Annotated in this window: 21 protein-coding genes and 1 other RNA gene; 8 read left to right on the top strand and 14 right to left on the bottom strand. The window is 38.5% G+C overall.

Translation table 11 applies throughout. The features are described from left to right. Positions 1 to 106 precede the first annotated feature (106 nt). Positions 107 to 874: an SDR family NAD(P)-dependent oxidoreductase gene (locus N780_RS01810; protein WP_036779271.1), complete on the bottom strand. Its 768-nt coding sequence runs from the start codon at positions 872 to 874 to the stop codon at positions 107 to 109. Positions 875 to 1,219: 345 nt separating this feature from the next. On the opposite strand from N780_RS01810, the gene N780_RS19670 reads away from it, so the two are divergent. The 3 genes from N780_RS19670 to N780_RS01820 are packed head-to-tail and all read left to right on the top strand — an operon-like array spanning position 1,220 to position 3,561. Then, positions 1,220 to 1,372 (top strand): cytochrome c oxidase subunit 2A, encoded by a 153-nt coding sequence (locus N780_RS19670; protein ID WP_156969047.1) that lies wholly within the window; start codon positions 1,220 to 1,222, stop codon positions 1,370 to 1,372. Between the two features lie 33 nt (positions 1,373 to 1,405). Then, positions 1,406 to 1,912: a cytochrome c oxidase subunit II gene (locus N780_RS01815; RefSeq protein ID WP_036779273.1), complete on the top strand. Its 507-nt coding sequence runs from the start codon at positions 1,406 to 1,408 to the stop codon at positions 1,910 to 1,912. Next, a complete protein-coding gene (locus N780_RS01820; RefSeq protein ID WP_036779275.1) occupies positions 1,909 to 3,561 on the top strand; it encodes a b(o/a)3-type cytochrome-c oxidase subunit 1 in 1,653 nt (550 codons plus the stop codon). The genes N780_RS01815 and N780_RS01820 overlap by 4 nt, the downstream gene beginning before the upstream one ends. A 38-nt stretch (positions 3,562 to 3,599) precedes the next feature. Here N780_RS01820 and N780_RS01825 read toward each other — a convergent pair whose 3' ends face one another. The 7 genes from N780_RS01825 to N780_RS01855 form a co-directional block, all read right to left on the bottom strand. Then, positions 3,600 to 5,111, bottom strand: a complete 1,512-nt coding sequence (locus N780_RS01825) for a carboxypeptidase M32 (protein ID WP_036779277.1) — start codon at positions 5,109 to 5,111, stop codon at positions 3,600 to 3,602. 147 nt (positions 5,112 to 5,258) lie between these two features. Then, complete coding sequence (locus N780_RS01830) at positions 5,259 to 6,401, bottom strand: THUMP domain-containing class I SAM-dependent RNA methyltransferase (protein WP_036779280.1); 1,143 nt, start codon at positions 6,399 to 6,401, stop codon at positions 5,259 to 5,261. Positions 6,402 to 6,495: 94 nt separating this feature from the next. Then, positions 6,496 to 6,877: RNase P RNA component class B (gene rnpB, locus N780_RS19380), an RNA gene on the bottom strand. Between the two features lie 110 nt (positions 6,878 to 6,987). Further along, the gene (gene gpsB, locus N780_RS01840; protein WP_036779301.1) at positions 6,988 to 7,314 is read right to left on the bottom strand and encodes a cell division regulator GpsB; all 327 of its coding nucleotides are present in this window, start codon (positions 7,312 to 7,314) and stop codon (positions 6,988 to 6,990) included. 69 nt (positions 7,315 to 7,383) lie between these two features. Beyond that, positions 7,384 to 7,950, bottom strand: coding sequence for an SLOG family protein (locus N780_RS01845; protein WP_036779303.1), 567 nt, complete (start codon positions 7,948 to 7,950; stop codon positions 7,384 to 7,386). A 59-nt stretch (positions 7,951 to 8,009) separates the two neighbouring features. Further along, entirely contained in the window at positions 8,010 to 8,465 is a 456-nt protein-coding gene (locus N780_RS01850; protein WP_036779305.1) for a CotD family spore coat protein, read from the bottom strand. Between the two features lie 267 nt (positions 8,466 to 8,732). Continuing rightward, positions 8,733 to 9,131 carry a cytidine deaminase gene (locus N780_RS01855; RefSeq protein WP_036779307.1) on the bottom strand — a complete coding sequence of 133 codons (399 nt, stop codon included), beginning with the start codon at positions 9,129 to 9,131 and terminating at the stop codon, positions 8,733 to 8,735. A 189-nt stretch (positions 9,132 to 9,320) separates the two neighbouring features. On the opposite strand from N780_RS01855, the gene N780_RS01860 reads away from it, so the two are divergent. Next, positions 9,321 to 12,392, top strand: coding sequence for an efflux RND transporter permease subunit (locus N780_RS01860; protein WP_036779310.1), 3,072 nt, complete (start codon positions 9,321 to 9,323; stop codon positions 12,390 to 12,392). Positions 12,393 to 12,479: 87 nt separating this feature from the next. Here the strand turns inward: N780_RS01860 and N780_RS01865 are convergent, their stop codons facing one another. The 3 genes from N780_RS01865 to N780_RS01880 form a co-directional block, all read right to left on the bottom strand. Further along, on the bottom strand, positions 12,480 to 12,800 hold the full coding sequence (locus tag N780_RS01865) for a YbjQ family protein (RefSeq protein WP_036779312.1): 321 nt from the start codon (positions 12,798 to 12,800) through the stop codon (positions 12,480 to 12,482). Positions 12,801 to 13,161: 361 nt separating this feature from the next. Beyond that, the gene (locus N780_RS01875) at positions 13,162 to 13,485 is read right to left on the bottom strand and encodes a DUF5345 family protein (RefSeq protein WP_036779314.1); all 324 of its coding nucleotides are present in this window, start codon (positions 13,483 to 13,485) and stop codon (positions 13,162 to 13,164) included. After that, positions 13,472 to 13,990 carry a sigma-70 family RNA polymerase sigma factor gene (locus N780_RS01880; RefSeq protein WP_036779316.1) on the bottom strand — a complete coding sequence of 173 codons (519 nt, stop codon included), beginning with the start codon at positions 13,988 to 13,990 and terminating at the stop codon, positions 13,472 to 13,474. The genes N780_RS01875 and N780_RS01880 overlap by 14 nt, the downstream gene beginning before the upstream one ends. A 162-nt stretch (positions 13,991 to 14,152) precedes the next feature. On the opposite strand from N780_RS01880, the gene N780_RS19675 reads away from it, so the two are divergent. Next, positions 14,153 to 14,293 (top strand): hypothetical protein, encoded by a 141-nt coding sequence (locus N780_RS19675; protein WP_156969049.1) that lies wholly within the window; start codon positions 14,153 to 14,155, stop codon positions 14,291 to 14,293. A gap of 24 nt (positions 14,294 to 14,317) precedes the next feature. Here N780_RS19675 and N780_RS01885 read toward each other — a convergent pair whose 3' ends face one another. Together N780_RS01885 and N780_RS01890 are read right to left on the bottom strand one after the other, a co-directional pair. After that, the gene (locus tag N780_RS01885; RefSeq protein WP_036779319.1) at positions 14,318 to 14,695 is read right to left on the bottom strand and encodes a DUF1798 family protein; all 378 of its coding nucleotides are present in this window, start codon (positions 14,693 to 14,695) and stop codon (positions 14,318 to 14,320) included. A 45-nt stretch (positions 14,696 to 14,740) separates the two neighbouring features. Further along, positions 14,741 to 15,052 (bottom strand): hypothetical protein, encoded by a 312-nt coding sequence (locus N780_RS01890; protein ID WP_036779322.1) that lies wholly within the window; start codon positions 15,050 to 15,052, stop codon positions 14,741 to 14,743. A 172-nt stretch (positions 15,053 to 15,224) separates the two neighbouring features. Between N780_RS01890 and N780_RS20225 the strand changes: the two genes are divergently transcribed. Then, positions 15,225 to 15,353 carry a hypothetical protein gene (locus N780_RS20225; RefSeq protein WP_256438005.1) on the top strand — a complete coding sequence of 43 codons (129 nt, stop codon included), beginning with the start codon at positions 15,225 to 15,227 and terminating at the stop codon, positions 15,351 to 15,353. 48 nt (positions 15,354 to 15,401) lie between these two features. Here the strand turns inward: N780_RS20225 and N780_RS01895 are convergent, their stop codons facing one another. Further along, on the bottom strand, positions 15,402 to 16,352 hold the full coding sequence (locus N780_RS01895) for a DUF2515 family protein (RefSeq protein ID WP_036779324.1): 951 nt from the start codon (positions 16,350 to 16,352) through the stop codon (positions 15,402 to 15,404). Between the two features lie 119 nt (positions 16,353 to 16,471). On the opposite strand from N780_RS01895, the gene recU reads away from it, so the two are divergent. Then, a complete protein-coding gene (gene recU / locus N780_RS01900; RefSeq protein ID WP_036779327.1) occupies positions 16,472 to 17,065 on the top strand; it encodes a Holliday junction resolvase RecU in 594 nt (197 codons plus the stop codon). A gap of 18 nt (positions 17,066 to 17,083) precedes the next feature. Next, a complete protein-coding gene (locus tag N780_RS01905; protein ID WP_036779329.1) occupies positions 17,084 to 19,711 on the top strand; it encodes a PBP1A family penicillin-binding protein in 2,628 nt (875 codons plus the stop codon). Positions 19,712 to 19,717 lie beyond the last annotated feature (6 nt).

Below are 19,717 nucleotides of genomic sequence, written 5' to 3' on the forward strand. Positions count from 1 at the left end.
TGTACTATGAATCGAAAAGCAGTATGATTTACCTTAATCTATATAAATAGGCGCTATGAGTCATAAAACTCCTAGCGCCAAAAACTTCAATTATTAAATTTAAAAATTAAAAACCATAAACGCTCATTCCGCCATCTATATACAAGGTTTGACCCGTCATGTAATTACTACCTTCTGAAGCCAAGAAAACAGCAGCTCCCGCTAATTCTTTTAACTCTCCAATCCGCCCCATTGGTGTTCGCTCTTTTATTTCTTTAACGTATTGTTCATTTTCAAGAAGCTTTTCGGTCAGAGATGTAGGGAAATACCATGGGCCGATAGCATTTACATGAATATTGTATTTTCCCCATTCTAGAGATAAAGTTTTGGTCATCTGAATCAACGCTGCCTTCGTCATCCCATATACCACTCCTGTACGAAGGGCTACGTGACCCGCCACTGATGATACGTTAACAACTTTTCCTTCCCCTCTTTCTTTCATTTGTTCACCTGCAAATTGTGCTAAGAAGAAAGCACTTTTCATATTTGTCTGTATAATTTGATCCCACTCAGATTCTGTTACATTGAATGCGTCGCTTCTTATATTGACCCCAGCGTTGTTCACCCATATATGAATGTCTTGATAAGGGGTGGTTTCTTTAATTTGATTTATAATCTCTTCGTAATCTTGCACATTTCCTACAACAGGATAAGCTATTCTCCCTAACTGTTCAATCTCTTTACAAACTGTATGTACATCTTCTTCAGTTCTTGAAATGACAATAATGTCTGCCCCGGCTTCCGCATACGCCATCGTAATAGCATACCCAATCCCCTTCGTAGCACCCGTTACTGCAGCAAGTTTACCTTCAAGGTTAAAACTAGGCAAAAACATAAAACTCTCCCCTTCCAACTATAATGTTTGTTTAGTATACCATTCCATTTAAAGAGAACGCCATTTTCACTACCCTCGCAGTGTAAACAAATATACTCTGATTAATTTGTAAAACCAGAAGTGCTTTAAAAACCATTCATTTATAGTCACTTTGTCACTGATTGTTCATGAAATCGGTGTCAAATAAACGTCACAAACGGCCGGATCCATTGATATTAAAGGTTTATTCGAGAGTTTTGAACTATTTGTGAAATGGATCTCCAACTTGTTTCTAAACAGAAAAAATACAGTATGATAAAAATGTAAAAACCAAACAGGGGTAATTTGGAAGGAGTGGAATGGAAGATGGCAAAAACTCAATTGAACGATCCAAATACACAGACAAAAACTCAAGCAGAAGAAGCGGATCTAAAAGGAACGTTTATCGCGGTTTTATTTGTAGGGGCATTCTTGGTCGTAACTTGGTTTGGAGTTTGGGGGATTTTTGTAAATCGGTAAGTCATAATCAGATTTGTTTAAGGGGGAAAGACAATGCATTTACACAAATATGAAAAGATGTGGATGTTAATAGGCGGAGGAGCGTTATTAATCTTTTTAATCATGTTAGGCGTAGGGGCATTTTATCAAGGGACGAAACCACCTAGCTGCTTAACAACAATCGACCCGCAAAATGTAGAGGCTCATGATTCATTTAAAAAAGAGAACTTAGGCATGCAGCAGCTAGATGATAACCGTTATGTAGTGAACGTCATTGCTTCAGCCTTTAACTACGATTTCGGAACAGATGAAGAAGGAAATGTAGTACGCACGATTAGAATTCCTGTAGGCTCAGAGGTCATGTTCCAAGGCACAAGTACAGATGTAGTTCATGGATTTGAATTAGCAGGCACCAATGCAAATATGATGCTTGAGCCTGGTTATATCAATACGGTAGAGACCACTTTTAACAAGCCAGGAACATATACATTTGTTTGTAATGAATATTGTGGAACTGGCCACCATTATATGACCGCTACTGTGGAGGTGTATGACGAATGATTGCTAACCAACTAACAAAGAAGGATTCAAAGCTATCTATGGCCCACATGTGGGTTGCCTTTATTTCACTACTGATAGGCGGACTAATGGGACTTTTACAAACCCTAGTAAGAACAGGGAGATTCACATTACCATTTGGAATTGATTATTATCAAATCCTCACTGTGCATGGAGTTATTCTTGCTTTAGTGTTAACCACATTCTTTATTATCGGATTCCAATTTTCTTTAATGAGTAAAACGGTTGGTATGAGTGATAAAGAAAGAGTTTGGGCTTGGATCGCCTTCTGGGTAATGCTTGTTGGTACGATTGCAGCTGCAACTATGATTCTGTTAGGTAAAGCAAGTGTATTATATACCTTCTACGCTCCACTTGCGGCTCATCCTATTTTCTACTTTGGCCTAACACTCGTTATTGTAGGCACGTGGATCGCTTGTTTCGTTAATTTTCACCAGTTATATAAGTGGAAAAAAGCAAATAAAGGAGAAAAATCTCCATTACTAGCCTTTATGGTCGTTATTAATATGATAATTTGGTTTATTAGTACAATTGGTGTGGCAGCAACAGTACTTATTCAATTTATCCCTTGGTCTTTAGGTATTGTGGATGAAATTAACATCCTTGTAAGTCGTACCTTATTCTGGTATTTTGGCCATCCTCTTGTATACTTCTGGTTGTTACCAGCTTACATGGCATGGTATGGAATTATCCCTAAAATTATCGGTGGCAAAATATTTAGTGACGGGTTAGCACGTCTGGCATTCATTCTATTCCTGTTGTTCTCTATTCCAGTTGGATTTCACCACCAATTATTAGAACCTGGTATTGATCCATTTTGGAAATACATCCAAGTTGTATTAACTTTTGCTGTTGCCATCCCTTCCTTACTAACTGCTTTCAGCATGTTTGCGACTTTTGAAACAGCTGGCAGAGCAAAAGGGTTTAACACCCTATTTGGTTGGTTTAAAGCACTACCTTGGAAGGACGTTCGCTTTTTCGCACCTATGGTTGGAATGATTGCATTTATCCCTGCAGGTGCAGGAGGTCTGGTTAATGCATCTAACCAATTAAACCTTGTTGTTCATAATACCATCTGGGTTACAGGTCACTTTCACCTGACATTAGCGACAACTGTTATCCTTACATTCTTCGGGATATCCTATTGGCTCGTTCCTGTATTAACAGGTCGCAAACTGGATGAGAAAACGAACCGTTTAGGAATTATTCAAACCATTGTGTGGGCCATTGGAATGTTCTTTATGTCAGGTTCCATGCATATTGCCGGTTTACTTGGCGCTCCACGCCGCTCCGCCTTTTCTGAATACAATGGTAGTGAACAAGTAACAGAATGGATTGGATATCAATACGGTCAAGCCATTGGTGGATCCATTCTATTTATCGGCATCATAATCATGATGTACACATTTATTTACATGACTTTCTTTGCTCCAAAAGGTGTAGAAGAATTCCCAATAGCTGAAACAGCTGAAGATGCTGAACCTACCCCTATGATCTTTGAGAACTGGCGCTTATGGATTGGCATCGCAGTGGTCTTAATTGCTTTCGCTTACACGATTCCATTTATAGACATCATTCAAAATTCACCACCAGGATCACCAACGTTTAAAGGTTTAATCGGTAATTCATAAAAAAACAGGAGCCCCTTAAAGGGTCTCCTGTTTTTTTATTAGAATTGATACACTTTACTATATTTGTCCGATAAATGCTGTACTAGGTGATTAGCATTTAATTTTTCACCAGTTACATCCTCTAAAATCTCAAGAGGCTTCTTAGATTTACCATATTTATGAATGTTTTCAGTTAACCAATTCTTTATGACAGTAAAGTCACCTTTTTCAATTGATCCCTCTACATCTATCTCACTCTTCATTGTGTTATGAAACTGAGCTGCATACATATAACCTAGTGCATAGGATGGGAAGTAACCGAACATTCCGCCAGCCCAGTGAACATCTTGAAGTACACCAACTTTATTGCTAGTTGGACGAACGCCAAGGTACTCTTCCATTTTATCATTCCATAACTCAGGAAGGTCACCTACTTCTATCTCTCCACTGATTAGCGCTTTTTCTAGTTCATACCGGATCATAATATGGAGACAATAGGTTAATTCGTCTGCTTCAATACGAATAAATGATGGTTTGACTTCATTTACAGCTGCAAAGAAATCTTCGAATGAAACTTCCTTAAAAGATTCAGGCGCATGCTCCAAGAACAAGTCATAATGGTTCTGCCAAAATGCTTTAGTCCTTGAAACAAAATTCTCCCAGAATAAGGATTGTGATTCATGAATTCCCATTGAAGTGCCACCTTGGAGAGCAGTATATGCAAGCTCAGAACTGATATTTTGTTCATATAGAGCATGCCCACCTTCATGGATTGTACCGAAGACAGCGGTTCGGAAATCTGATTCATCATATTTTGTAGTAACACGGACATCCCCTTGGTTTAACCCTGTTGCAAAAGGATGTACTGTTTCGTCAAGGCGACCAGCATCAAAATCATATCCCATACGCTTTAAAATTTCTAGACTAAATGCTTGTTGTTGTTCTTTAGGGAAATGACCTGTAAGGACAGAAGCATCAACTTCCACACTAGAATTTTGAATTTTTTGCAGTAGTTCAGTCAGTGACTTTCTTACAGCTGGGAAAACCTCGTCAAGGACATCTACAGTTACTCCAGGTTCAAAATTATCCAAGAGTGCATTATAGATATGCTTCTCATAACCCCAATATTCTGCGAATCGCTTATTAAATTCAACCATCTTCTCTAAGTATGGTTTAAACATCTCAAAATCGTTTTTGTCCTTAGCTTCTTCCCACACAGACTCAGCTTTAGACTGTAGTGCTACATATTCTTTAAACTCAGCAGTAGGTATTTTACGAGCTTGATTATAGTCCTTTTCACATTCTTCTACTGACTTCTGAACAATTTCATGATCAGTTTGACCTTTTAATGTGTCGATGTATTCTTTCATTTGATCAGATGTTTGCATTTCATGTATTTTAGATGAAAGGGTTGCGATAACTTCTGAACGACCTTCTACCCCCTTCTTTGGTGCGTATGTACGTAAATCCCATCCCATTAAACCAATAGCTTCACCTAATTGTGTTATTTCTTTCACATAGTCCATAAATTTCTGCTCAATCGGCTGTAATTCTGTTTGAACTGTACTCATTTCTTTCCTCCTCTTCTCCGTTTCCAATAAACGATAGATCTCCTACAATTATACTAATTATTCAGTAAACTTCAACAAATATATCTTTTAGACATAACAAAAGTCAGGCACTGCTAAAGAAGTAGCAGTGCCTGACTAAGGTTACATTTAAGATTCTTTCTTCCCAAAATACTGATAGTAATCGATCTTAATAAATCCATTGTATAACTTACGTCGCTTCGTAGCTGGCAGACCGTAAAGTTTTTCAAATTTTTCATTCGAAGTTATAACATAAACACTCCATGAAGGATGATCACGCATGATTAACCCGAAGTCTTTATACATTTGTTCGACCTCTTCTTGGTCTCCGATGCGTTCACCGTAAGGAGGATTACCCACAATGTAACCATTTTTCTCTTTTGGATTAAAGTCTTTAACTTGCATTTGTTTCCACGAAATTAAGTCACCAAGTCCTGCTTCAATCGCATTCGCTTTTGCAGTTTCTATCATACGGCCATCTACGTCTAGACCAGTTATATTTAACTCCTGGTCATAATTAGCCGCCTCTTCAGCTTCATTAAAAGCATTCTCCCAAAGATTATAAGGAATAAAGTCCCATGATTCTGATGCAAACTCCCTATTAAATCCTGGGGCAATATTTTGACCAATCAAAGCTGCTTCAATGGGAATAGTACCAGAGCCACAGAAGGGATCTACAAATGGTTCATCAGGGCGCCAATTCGTAAGCTGTACAAGAGCAGCAGCCATCGTTTCTTTTAAAGGCGCTTCACCTTGACCAGTTCTATAGCCACGTTTATGAAGCCCGGCACCACTTGTATCCATTGTAAGTAGAGCATGATCTTTATGAATGGCAATTTCTACTTTATGTTCTGGCCCTGACTCTTCGATACGAGATGCAAGCCCATACATTTTCCTCATTCGTTCAACAATTGCTTTCTTAACTATTGACTGACAATCACGAACAGAATAAAGGGTAGATTTAACCGATTTTCCAATAACAGGAATCGATCCGTCTTCAGGTATATAATCTTCCCATGGCAAAGCTTTCGTTTGTTCGAATAAATCGTCAAAGGTTTTAGCCTCAAATTCACCAATTACCAATTTCACTCGATCAGCACTTCTCAACCACAGATTACTTCTTGGAATTGCAGATAGATCTGCTTCATAACGAACCCGGCCATTCTCTACACTAACATCCTCATAACCTAGATTTTTTACTTCTTTAGCTACTATGGATTCAAGCCCCATGGCTGTAGTTGCAATTAGGGTTACTTTTTTCGGTTTCGGCATGCACAAGCACTCCTTATAACGTAATAAAAAAACCCTTTCTAAGCTCGAGCTTTAGAAAGGGTGTTGTGATGAACATTAATTGACCAGATGAATGCTTTGTAAGCCATGTTCTGTACCTTTGTACTGCTACCGGTGGTCAACCTCGTACAAAAGGTGGTAATCATCTATCTACAAGCGCAAAGCTTGTCTCTTCATATTGGTTGAATTTCCTCAGAAGAGTGCCCCTACCTAATTTTGGGTTGCTCGCTCGTGGGGTTTACCTCGTTCCACTTTGATTGTTTCCAATCAAACTTCGTCACTGTGGCACTTTCAAGATCGCAACACCTTATCACTAAGACGTAGGTGTCTTCCCTGCCGTTAGTGTGAACACTACCTTGACTTATGATTTCGTCAAGCACGATCACTACAAGCATCTCAGCCTGTGCGAGCATGGACTTTCCTCTACATGCTAAAACATGCAGCGATTACCCAAGCATTCATCAACCGCTCAATTATTTTAATCTCTTTTCTTTGTTTCGTCAATCTGTTTCTGCAAATAGTATACCACGAAATTCACATTACTTCATCAAGTATATTTTTCCATATACTAAGAATCTGCGTACTTTTTGCCGAAAACAGCCTTTTCTAAATTCGATAATCGTTGTAACACATCATAATTAACCTGGCCGGTTTGTCTTGAAGGCGCAGGTGATGCTTCAGAGGAACGAACACGTTGCTTCGGAACATCACCTTGCTTTTTCAGCTTAGCGTTTTCTTGTTTCAACCGTTCAATCTCTTGATGAAAAGCTTCATAATCTTGGATAATTACATCTAAGAATTGATCTACCTCATCTTGATTATACCCACGAATACCTGTTTTAAAATCTTTATCCAATATTTCTTTACCTGACAATTGAATACGATCTAAACCCATCTCTCTCACCTCAGATTTATACACTTATCATAATTCTTGCAGATGAACCCACGATTGTCAATTTAATCTTTAGGAATGGTTCCAGTAATCTGGGTCTTCCATTTGCATTTCACGGACAGTGTCATCAATATCAAAAGGAGTGACATAAAAAATGGAGTAGTCATGTGTTTCTTGGTAGTTTTTCGCTTTTTCAAGAAAATATCCCGGACTCCCTCCGGTTTCTTCATCATAGAGAATAAGACACCCATCCGTTTTGTCTAGCAACCATTGATCTTTTGCTCTAAACTGGTAAGGGCCATCATAATCTTTATTATATAAAGCTTGTACATGGTCAACTTCTTCACAAAGGCGTCGATATTCTTCTTGCTGAGCTTCAGGCCACCTACTTTCCTGATTATTAAAAGGAGGAAATATGCCGACGTGCACATTGTATTGTTCTTTTAAAGCCACTAAAACTTCACACGCCCATAACTCTACTCCCATTTGACCAGAGATTAATACCCACTCGACTCCTTCTTCAATAAGAGGAACCAATCTCCTTCGAAGCGTTTCTTTCACAAATACAATGTTTGGATCATCGACCTTAAAAATCCCCATTTCCATTGGTTTATAGCCTGTCACCGTTATAACTCTCATAAAATAACTCCTTTAATATATGTAAAATGAGCTGGTAAGCCAGCTCATTTATAACTGCATTAATCTCTCCAACATCCAGGCCCTTTAGGACCCATGCCCATGCCCGGTCCCATACCTGGTCCTTGCATGCCTGGTCCCATACCAGGCCCTTGCATTCCAGGACCCATAGGACCTGTGGAAGCACCCATTACTTGACCTCCAGGGCCTTGTTGACCCATAGGACCTGTGGAAGCGCCCATTACCTGTCCTCCTGGACCTTGTTGACCCATTGGTGAAGTTGGACCCATGTTTACATTTTGCTCAGAAAATTCAAATACATCAGATTGAGTTTGAGGGAAGAAGTTTTTATTTACTGTATTCACATGGTTTACATTTGTAGTGTGTGTTGGGTAAACGTTATTTACCTCTTGTTGATAGAAGTTGTGCTTTACACATTGTTTCGTAGGGAAAACATTAGTCTTAGCCGGGCTCACCATTGAAGGTTGACAAGGATGACACATTTTCTTGTGATGCATAATCATTTCTCCTTTCTTTATCTTAGGTTCACTAATAACCTATGTCAAAAAGGAGAGACATGTACTAAGACAGATACCTAATTCTCCCAAAGTAAACTTAATAAACAAGCCTAATTTTCTACATGCATTCCCCTCACCGAAAATCGCGTGTCCGTTCACCCTTTAAATACTATGTCTTGCTCGGTGACAACTTAGACTCAACAATCCCTTTAATTAAGTACATAAATAAAGGGAGAGCGTTCTTATCAGAACCTCTCCCTTAAAAAATTATTTTGTAAGATCATCTTGATTAAATGAATATGGCAATAGTTCACGTACAGTAAGGGTTTTGACTTCACCGCTTAGGTTTGTGGTATGAACTTTTGTGTCTTGTCCAAAGAATTCACTAATAACTTGACGACAAGAACCACAAGGTGGAACTGGTCGATTCGTATCTGCAACAACAGCAATCTGTTCAAAGTCTGTTTCACCTTCAGAGATTGCCTTAAAAATGGCTACCCGCTCAGCACAACAGGTTACCGGATACGCGGCATTTTCAATATTACAACCTTCATAGACTTTTCCCGATTTCATTAAAATTGCTGCACCTACTGGGAACTTAGAGTACGGTACATAAGCTCTGTTTCTAACTTCTTTAGCTCGATTAATTAATTGTTCTGTATTCATTTAAAATGACAGCCCTTTCTGCTCAGGAAAATAGATAAATGGATAATTATTATATGAGATAAATAACAAGGTGTAAAGCGTTTCCACTAAATAATTTCATTATAACCGATTCATAATTGACCTATAATGAAAGGTCGCATATGTTAATATTGTAATATAAACTCTCACCAGAGATAAAGGAGGATATTAATGAATTGGGTACTTAAATATCGAAAAATTGTTTGGATATTTATTCTCTTACTCATCTTTACAGGCATCTTTACATACGCACAGTTGCCTAAAAGAGAGATTCCAGAAATCAATGTGAACGTTGCTACGATCTCAACTGTTTACCCTGGTGCAACCCCTAAAGAAGTGGAAAGCACCATTACGAACCCATTTGAAAATGATATGGAGGATATAGCCGGTATAGATACTGTAGAATCTGTTTCTTCAACTGGATTCTCTTCTGTTACCCTGACATTAAGTGGAGATGCAGACCGTCAAACCGTTTTCTCTAAAGTACGACAAGCTGTATCTGACGTATCAAGGTCCTTCCCTGATAACGTTCAAGACCCGAGTGTTCAAACAGACTTCCGTATGTCGGCTGTTGCATCTTATCACCTAACAGCAGAGGAGTTTAACGATCTTTATAACATTCGTGACACCGTCCAAAAATGGAAAGAATCTTTAACTGATATTGGCGGGATTGATCAAGTTCAAGTAAAAGGCTTACCAGAGCAACAGCTACTTATTGAACTTGATTCAGACTCACTAAACCAACAAGGCGTTTCGCCTTTTCAAATTACACAAACATTAAGGGAGGAGCTTTCTCCTGGAGCAATTGGTACAACTGAAGAAGAAGGAAAGCAATACCAACTATTGTTGCAAAAAACTGAGAACTGGGAACAACTAAAATCTCTAGCAATCGGAAAGAAGCAAAATGGAGACCCGCTTTTCTTAAATGATGTTGGCTCGATATCACTTACGTTAAAAGAGACGGAAGACCTTATTACGTATAAAGGCAAACCTTCCCTTTCTTTTACAATCTTAGCCAATGAAGGTCAAAATATATCAGCTTTGCAGGATACAATAACAGAAGAAGTAAATACACTATCAAAAGATTTACCTTCAAATATCGATGTTGATCGCTTCTATACCCAAAGCACGATCATTGAAGAAGTCTTCACAAGTCTAATTACATCTTTTGCTATATCTGTAGTGGCCGTATTGATTATTATGTTATTCGGACTACCAATCTCAAGTGCCATTCTAGTCGCTATTGCTATTCCAATATCCGTCATTATTGGATTAATCCCGCTCCCTTATGTTGGAGTTGATTTAAATCAAATATCCATTATAGGAATAATAATAGCCATTGGTATATTAGTTGATGATGCCATTGTGGTGAACGACAATATTCAGCGCAGGTTCCAAATGGGAGACAGCGCATGGCAAGGTACAATACAGGGGGTAAAGGAAGTTCGTGTATCCATTATAACCTCTACTCTCATGATTATTTTCAGCTTTTTCCCTCTTACCTTTATTTCTGGGTCTAACGGGGACTTTATACGAGCTTTACCTACAACACTCATAACAACGATTATTGCTTCCACCATCATGGCATTAACATTAGTGCCTACGGTCCAATACGTTCGTCGAAAGCGTAAAGACCAAGAAGAAGCTCCCAAAAAAGTGGGGATACTCGGTTCATTTTTCAATTGGATTGAAGATGCGTATGCAAACCGAGTATTACCAAGAGTAACAAAGCGACCATTTATTTTTGGATTTTCTGGGTTATTGGCATGTGTATTACTAGCCCTTCTTGTAACACGAATTCCTTTCGAATTCTTCCCAGAGGCAGACAGGCAAGAAGTTACTATATCGGTATCCTATCCCCAAGAAACGACATTAGATAATACGCAGAATCAATTAAACGACATGGAACAGTTTCTTAAAGAAAACAGTAACAAGATTGATGAAACAGCCGTATTTGCGGGATCCGGTATGCCAAATCTATTCAGCTCAGGTTTACAACAAAGCGGCGAATATACAGGCCAGGTCCTGGTAAGGGTTGACAAAAGTGAAACGAGTGCTTCCGAATTCATTAATGAATGGGAAGGACCATTACGAGAAGAATATCCGGAAGCAGAGATTTTCTTAGAAACCATCGTTTCAGGTCCACCCCCGAGTGCTCCTGTAGAGGTGAAAATTCAAGGTAGTGAAATTGATGAGCTTCTTAGCCTATCAAATGACTTAAAAGAGAAAATTAAGTCTCTTGAATCTACAGAACTCGTGACATTAAACATGAATAATGAGCAACCTTATATTGAATATAATTTAGATCGTGAGAGAATGGCTGACTTAAATCTATCAGTTGATCAAGTTTCTTCTCAGATTCAATCCGCAAGCGCAGGAATCCCCTTACCTGCATTTGATAACGGAGTTGAAAACTATTCTATGAAAGTCTTACTAGATGACGGGGACGATGCAGGTGTTAACCTAAGTAACTTACAAATTGCTGCACCTTCAACAGGTGAAAACGGTCCACCTGAAATTATTACACTTAATGAAATAATCACCGAAGAAAAAACGGAGAAGATTGGGAGCATCCCTCATATAGACGGAGAACGCACCATTACACTGAAAGCGTATGGAGAAGAAGGATCGAATAGATTCCAAGATGATGCCAATCAAATCGTATCTGATTTTGAAGAAACGTTGCCTTCTGGTTACTCTTTCACGCAAAGTGGTCAGGCAAGTGCTCAACAAGAGTTCTTTATTGAAGTATCTAAACTATTTGTTATTATCTTGTTCCTGATCTACTTAGTTATTGCAATCCAGTTCAACTCCTTGTTAATGCCTTTACTCATTACAAGTACTGTCTTCTTAGCAGTAACAGGTGCGATCATTGGACTCTTTATTTTCAATCAGCCTCTTAGCTTCTTAGCAGTGCTTGGTATTGTATCATTATCAGGAATTGTAGTACGAAACTCAGTTATTCTGGTCGAATTTATTGAGCAGAACTACCGAGTATCACAGTCTATTATTGAAGCTGTCATTGAAGCTGGAAGAGCGCGTATACGTCCTATTATACTAACGACCTTAACTTCAATCGCTGCACTAGTGCCTATTATCGTTAGTGGAGATGTTTTATTTAGGCCTCTTGCCGTATCTATTGTGGCAGGACTTGCGTTTTCAACACTCTTAACGCTACTATTACTTCCTGCTTTCTACCTTATTTTATATCGTATACGAAACGGCAAGAAATCATTGTCTTAATAAGTACAGTAAAAAACAATGAATGAAAGCCGAGAGACAATTGTCTCTCGGCTTTCATTTTAACTTTATGGTGAATACCTCTATTCTCTATGTTTCTTCAATGATAACAGCAGTTCCGTAAGCTATGATCTCGGAAGCCGCACTCGTTACACTCGAAGTTTCTAAACGAACGGCTATAATGGCATTCGCCCCTTTTTCCTTAGCATGTTCTGTCATCCGCCCAATGGCTAATTGACGAGCTTCATCCATCATCTTCGTATAATCCCGTATCTCTCCACCTACTATGTTTTTAAGTCCAGCAAGTATATCACGGCCAATATTTTTAGATTGAACTGTACTCCCTCTTACAAACCCCTTTACTTCTTTAATGGTTGAGCCTGTTACAAAATCAGTAGTCACGATAATCATTGCGTTCTTCCTCCTCTTTTTGAAGATCTTTTACTAGCATAAACAGGACAATGCCAACAAGCACATAAGACTAGGCATAAAGGACGCTTCCTGTTTTAACATCAATGAAGAAACTAACAAGCCCGGTCATTTGAAGTAGTAAGCTTAAAAAGATTAGTCCAGCTCTCATCTTCTCTTCTCCCATAAAAGCTTTTTCATTACAAAAAATGCAACAGTGGGCATAGGGACCTGTACTAGACCAATTAAAGCCCAAAACCAGGGAGCTTTCCCCACCTTTTTAGCTTGTAGGAATAAAAAAGTACTTTGACTAACTAATAATAATGCAATGAGACACCAAGCTAAGATCGGCACTTCGTGAGGTTCAACTTGGGTCATACCGCATCACCTTCACTTTTTCCTTGTAGAAATATACAGCAAGACTTGTAATGACTCCTAATTGGGACAAACCGAAAAGAATGGGTGTATAAAAATAAAGGATAGCTAGCAGTGCCAAAATGATCACAGACATCCCCCATAAAAACATTAACTCTTTCCAAATATCTTGATGCCTTTGATTTTGTTCTGTTTGAACAAGATGCAATAGATGATTAAAGTCAGGTTGTTCTACATCAATGGATTCATGGAAATCCTTTAAATCGTTCGTCACTTTATCCTCAAACATGTTGTTTTCATTATGTTTTTTCATCACCTTGCATCTCCTTCCTTAAAAGCTCCAGTCCATAATGTACCCTAGATTTAACAGTGCCTGCCTTTAAACCAATCATCCGTCCAATCTCTTTATACTCATAGCCATACAAATGCTTCAAGAGGATCGGAATACGATATTTATCTTCTAGGGATGAAAGAACTTCCAATGTTTCAGACCAGCCATTTTCCATATTTGATTTATATCCTACTGCCCCACTATTTTCTTTCAGATATAGTTCCCATCTTTTATCCTTCCGCTTCATATCCAGAAAAATATTCGTAGCAATTTGAATGATCCATGTTGAAAACTTGGCCTGTATTTCATATTTGTGAATAGAATGTATGACTTTCACCATCGTTTCTTGCGTAACATCCTTCGCAACGTCTGTATTTCCGGTAAGCTGAACAGTGTATTTATAAAGAAACTCATAATGATCTTTTAAAACTTGGGCAAGGGCTTGTTGATCACCTTTTTTAATCCTCTTTAGAACTTGTTCGTCCATACCCACTCCCCTTTTATGACCCTTATAGATATAACGAATAAGTATAGCCATTCGTTCATGATTATTTTAATTTTTTTATATTTCCTATTCAAAATTCGTTAAGCATAGTTCATCGTCCCCTAAGAAATAATAAATATGAAAGCAGAAAGGAGGCGAATGGTAATGGGAAGAGGTAAAGGATATAAAGTCAAACGTCAAAATCACGAAAATGAAAAACCCTTAACTGCTAAACGATTTGCAGAAGTAGGCGAGGACAAACCATCAGAAATGCACACAAAAAAAGGTGGAGCCATTAAAGAATAGCTTCACCTCATTGTTCGAGAGCACCTATTCATCGGTGCTCTCTTTTTGTAACCCTTCCACTAGTTGATCTAAAACATAATGAATGGAATTGTATAATTCCATGAAACGTTTTTTCGGAACATCAATGTAATAACTGTGAAGAATTACAAGTTCTATATTTTCTTTTGTGTTTTTCAATTGCAATGGGTGAACAGATTGACCTGGATGACGCTTTAAGTACTGTTCAGCCTCGTTGGCCCATCGCTCATTTAAAGTAAAAAGCGGAGCTGTTTCTGTTTTGACACGTTCAAATAAAGCCCTATCTTTCTTCTCTGCTGGTTTTTCTGATTGTACGAACTGTACTTTTAATACTTCAAGTTGCTCTTTTATTTTTAGTATATCATCATATAATTGTGAATTCACAGTTGCTCACTCCCATGTCTACTTTAACATGAAAATAAACAATGTTCACTTGTAAATTCGGTGCCAAAGGTTTTTAATTTTAGAAGATTGAGTGGGTTTCTCTATATGTTGCACGGCGTTCTTTTGTTCCTTTTGAAGTTTCTTAAGTTCACTTTGGAGACGGTATAATTCTGATTGCAAATCTTCAATTTCGTGCCTATGAGACAATACCATTGTCATAACAACCTCATCTGCTTTTCTTGAAACTTTCTCGTCCACCATTTCGATCCGGTCCATAAGCTCAACCCAGTTTTGTTCAAATTCAAACTTGGAAACACCTTTTTGGAACATTTCAATCTTTTTAGCAGCTACCGCCATTTGGCACCCTCCTCGAGAATTGTTTATATAAGAATTCTCTCTTGGGTCCAATAACCCTTTCCACCTGACAAAACTAGAAGAAAAGCTACAAAGAAAGTGAATATCGCCAAAATTCCCCTTGATTCGTATGTTTTCATAAAACTGTCGCAAACTATTGTCGAGGAGGGATATCATGGGTAAAAAAGGTCGTAATACACAAGCAAAGAAGCCTTTAAAGAACGAGGAACCAAAACAACGCAACGAGAACTTTAAAGGCGATGGGAATCCTAAACTAGACGGTGAGAATCGTCCAGCTACTTAAAGCTAAATAATAATAAAGCACGAGCATCCACTAGTGGATGCTCGTGCTTTATTGTGGACTTTTTAACTGTTGAAACGCTAACATAGCAAAACGCTTAGCATAAAAGCGATGACTGACATCCATAGTCGTTTTATAACACTCATCTCGCCACCACTTTTTCTTCACGGAACGCCCTGAAAGGTACCAATCTGGTCGAATATTATCCCTGTGATGTATGATAGGATACATCACCCTAAGCATAGGAGTTTTCGCAACTGGTAACAAGAAATACTGTTCGTACTCAGTTCTTGATCCGATAGGTTCCGTCTGAACAGCAAATTGGTGAAAAAAGGGGTAAAATTGTGGATGAAATAGTAATTGATATAACTTCTTCCCCAATGCAATTCGTTTAGAGATATTCGTAAAATCATGAACTGAAGCACCGTAAAGTTTCCCGGTTGATGTAGGAAAAAGGACAGCACTTAAATGAAAAAAGTCTTGAGATAAGTACGGTACCCTATGAAATACTCGTTTCTTGAAGAAGGGGTGTTGAATAACAGGCTTTTCAATAACATTTTGTTCATTGATAATGAGTGCTTTGACAAGACGTTCCTTGTCATTTGTATGCCAAAAACTTTCCCATTCTTTAATCATAAACCGAGATACATTTAATGTTGATAAATGTCGAAATAGCGGTTCCCCTTTTTCAATCGATCGTTTATAGAGAAGTAATTGAGGGTAAGCATCTGAGAATATGAGCCAGTTAGCCCGTTCAAAAGTAGCAAATAATTGCTGCCTGACATCTCTAGACAGTAAATCCTTCATTGGATGCACATTAAGATCGGTCATATTCCATCCAGCATTTCTTGAGACCATGCTAGCAAGAAATGCCCAATGAATTTCCTTGTTTTTCATATAGAAGTCCTGATAGCATTTAGTTCTTGAAACGTTATCTTTATTACCTTCTTCTGTAGCATGAATGATGTCTTGAATAAAAGAAGGATGTTTCGTCTTATTCAAACAATCACCTCTCTCGTACTTATTCAGAAATGCAATGTTTTAGGGATTTTTCACATTTTTGTTCTCATTTTTTTATCATTTCTGATATGATACTATCATGCACAGGGAGGGCACATTTCATGAATTATCCAAACGGAAAAAAAGGACGTTCCCCATCCCCTGGGAAGAAACGTCCTCAGTCGAAACCGGACTTCTCTAATCGTGGCATGACGTTAGAAGAAGACATTAACCAAACAAATAAAGCCTATTTAGAATTAAACCGAGCTGTCATCCATAAGAAGCCTACCCCCGTACAGATCGTCAATGTAGATTTCCCTAAGCGCAGTGCTGCTGTCATTAAGGAAGCGTACTTCAAACAAGCTTCCACTACAGACTACAACGGAATTTACAAGGGTAGGTATATTGATTTTGAAGCGAAGGAAACTAAAAACAAAACATCCTTCCCTCTTGCTAATGTTCACCAACACCAAATTGACCATATGAAACAAGTATGTGAACATGGGGGAATCTGCTTTTTAATTATTCGATTTTCCACTCTAGGAGAAACGTATTTTCTCGAGGCAGAGAAACTTTTCCCTTACTGGGAACGACAAAAAGATGGGGGAAGAAAATCAATCCCCTATCAAGAGATTGTAACAAAAGGGTATATCATCTCACTTAAGTATCATATACGTGTAGATTATTTGCACGTTTTGGATGACTTATACTTTTAGAACGGAGGAAGATGGGAAATGGCCGAAAATAGCCAATCTCGAGCTGCTAGAAAGAAGCAGCAAAAGCAAAGCAAACAATCTGGGAAGAAATCGGTATTTAAACGAATCTTCACCACGTTATTGATTATAGGTTTAGTAGGAGCTCTCTTAGGCGGTGGTCTTTTTGTCTACTATGTCCAAGGTGCACCTAATTTAGATGAAGCGAAATTATCTGATCCGTATTCAACCAAGCTGTATGATGTAAACGGAGATCTGTTTGCTGAACTCGGGACTCAGAAAAGAACAAAGATAACTTATGAAGATGTCCCACAAGTGTTAGAAAATGCAGTCCTCGCAACAGAAGATGTTCGTTTCTTTGATCACTTTGGTATTGATCTTCAGCGCATTGGCGGTGCCATTTATGCCAATATAACAGAAGGGTTTGGAGCTCAAGGAGCAAGTACAATCACGCAACAGGTTGTTAAAAGATCCTTCTTAAGCCCGAAAAAATCAATTGAGCGTAAAGTTCAGGAGCAATGGCTCGCACTTAAGCTAGAACAGAAATACTCTAAAGAACAAATTTTCTCCATGTACTTGAACAAGATTTATTACGGAAACAACGCATACGGTGTAGCAAGTGCAGCAAAACTCTATTTCAATAAAGATTTAAATGAATTAACATTACCTGAAGCTGCATTATTAGCCGGACTGCCGCAGCGTCCATCTGCTTATAACCCATACAAGAACCCTGATCTCGCTCAAGAACGTAAAAACGTCGTTCTTGATTTAATGGTTCAGCACGAAAAAATTACAGAAGCAGAAGCAAAAGAAGCAAAATCAGTGAAAGTACAATCCATGCTATCTGAAAAAACGGAAACCAATATTCCGTACGACGCCTTTATTGAACAAGTATTAAAAGAGATTCAAGGTAAAGTTGATGACGTGAATGTCTATGAAGATGGTCTTAAAGTATATACAACACTAGATCCAAAAGCACAACAAAAAGCAGAACAGCTTTTAGATGATAATGGTGGAATCTCCTTCCCTGATAAAGAACTGCAAGCTGCTGCAGCCGTCATAGATACCAAATCAGGTGCGATTAGAGCGATTGCAGGAGGACGTAACACAGAAGGAATTAACGCTACATTTAACTATGCAATCGATGGAGGATCACAGCCAGGGTCTACATTTAAACCAATTCTCGATTATGGACCTGCAATTGAGTACTTGAAGTGGTCGACTCACCATCAGCTTGTTGATGAAGAATACTATTATCAAACTGAACCTGATAAACAAGTTAGGACCCCTTATACTTCTGGATATAAGGGCCAGGTTTCAATGAGGTACGCTTTAGAGAAATCTTTAAACGTGCCGGCAGTCAAAACGCTTAATGAAGTTGGATTTGATAAAGCTCAATCCTTTGCTGAAGGATTAGGTATTGAATTTACAAAACCTAGCTTTTATGAGACGAATGCAATCGGTGGCGGTGAAGAAGTAACTCCACTTGAGTTAGCCGAAGCGTATAGTGCATTTGGTAATGAAGGAGTTCATAATGAATCGTATTCTGTTACGCGAATCGAGTTTCAAGACGGAAGCGAACCAATTGAATTTAAAACTAAATCAAATGTAGCTATGAATGACTCAACTGCTTATATGGTTACAGATATGCTTAGAGATGTCGTAACATCTGGTACAGGAACAGCAGCCAACATCCCTGGACTTCCAGTTGCCGGTAAGACCGGAACAACGAACGATGACACCAACTCTTGGTTTGCTGGTTATACAACAAACTACACAATTGCAGCTTGGGCGGGTTACGGAAATAACAAACGTTCAATACCTAAAGGGTATACGAATATTCCACACAATTACTTCCGACAACTCATGACCCATATCTCACAAGGGGTCGAAACAGCTGACTTCAAAAAGCCTTCTTCTGTTGTAGAATCTAAAGTAGAAGCTGGCACAAGTCCTGCTAAACTCCCAAGTGAGTATACACCGAGCAACCTAATCCGATACGAGCTATTTGTAAAAGGGACAGAACCTACAAATAGGTCACAAGCCTATGATCAGTTAAACCCTGTTGAGGGCTTGCAGGCTAACTATGACCAAGGAAAGCAAAGCATCACCCTTTCCTGGAAATATAAACAAGATGAAAAGCGTCCCGTAACGTTTACCGTAAAAGGAGCAACTAGAGGACAATCGCCTCAAACGATTACAGAAGGCATTAAGGAAACCAAAATACAAATTCCTAATGTTCAGCCTGGAGAGGCTTACTCCTTTGAAGTCTTTGCTGTTAGTGAACGAAATGGTGCTAATACAAGTTCACCAAAACCTGTTCAGATTGAAGTTCCTAAAAAAGAGGATGAAAATGTAGATGATCTGTTAGACGGTGAAGAAGAAAATGAAGAAAAGAATCAAAACGAAAATGACCAAAACGAGAACAATAATGGCAACAATAATGGCAATGGCAACAACCAAGGCAATAACGGTAACGGCAACAATCAGGACAATAATGATGCAGGTAATGATAACAACAACCAAGATAACGATTCTAATCAAGATCAAGAACAAGAAGACAATACAGATGACCAACCAGACTCTGAAGACCAGTCTTCAGGCGATACAAATGAAGAAGAAAACGATTCAGAAGAAAATAATAATTAAAAAAAG

Origin of the sequence: Pontibacillus chungwhensis BH030062 (assembly GCF_000770675.1) — a bacterium.
Taxonomy (GTDB): Bacteria; Bacillota; Bacilli; order Bacillales; family BH030062; genus Pontibacillus; species Pontibacillus chungwhensis.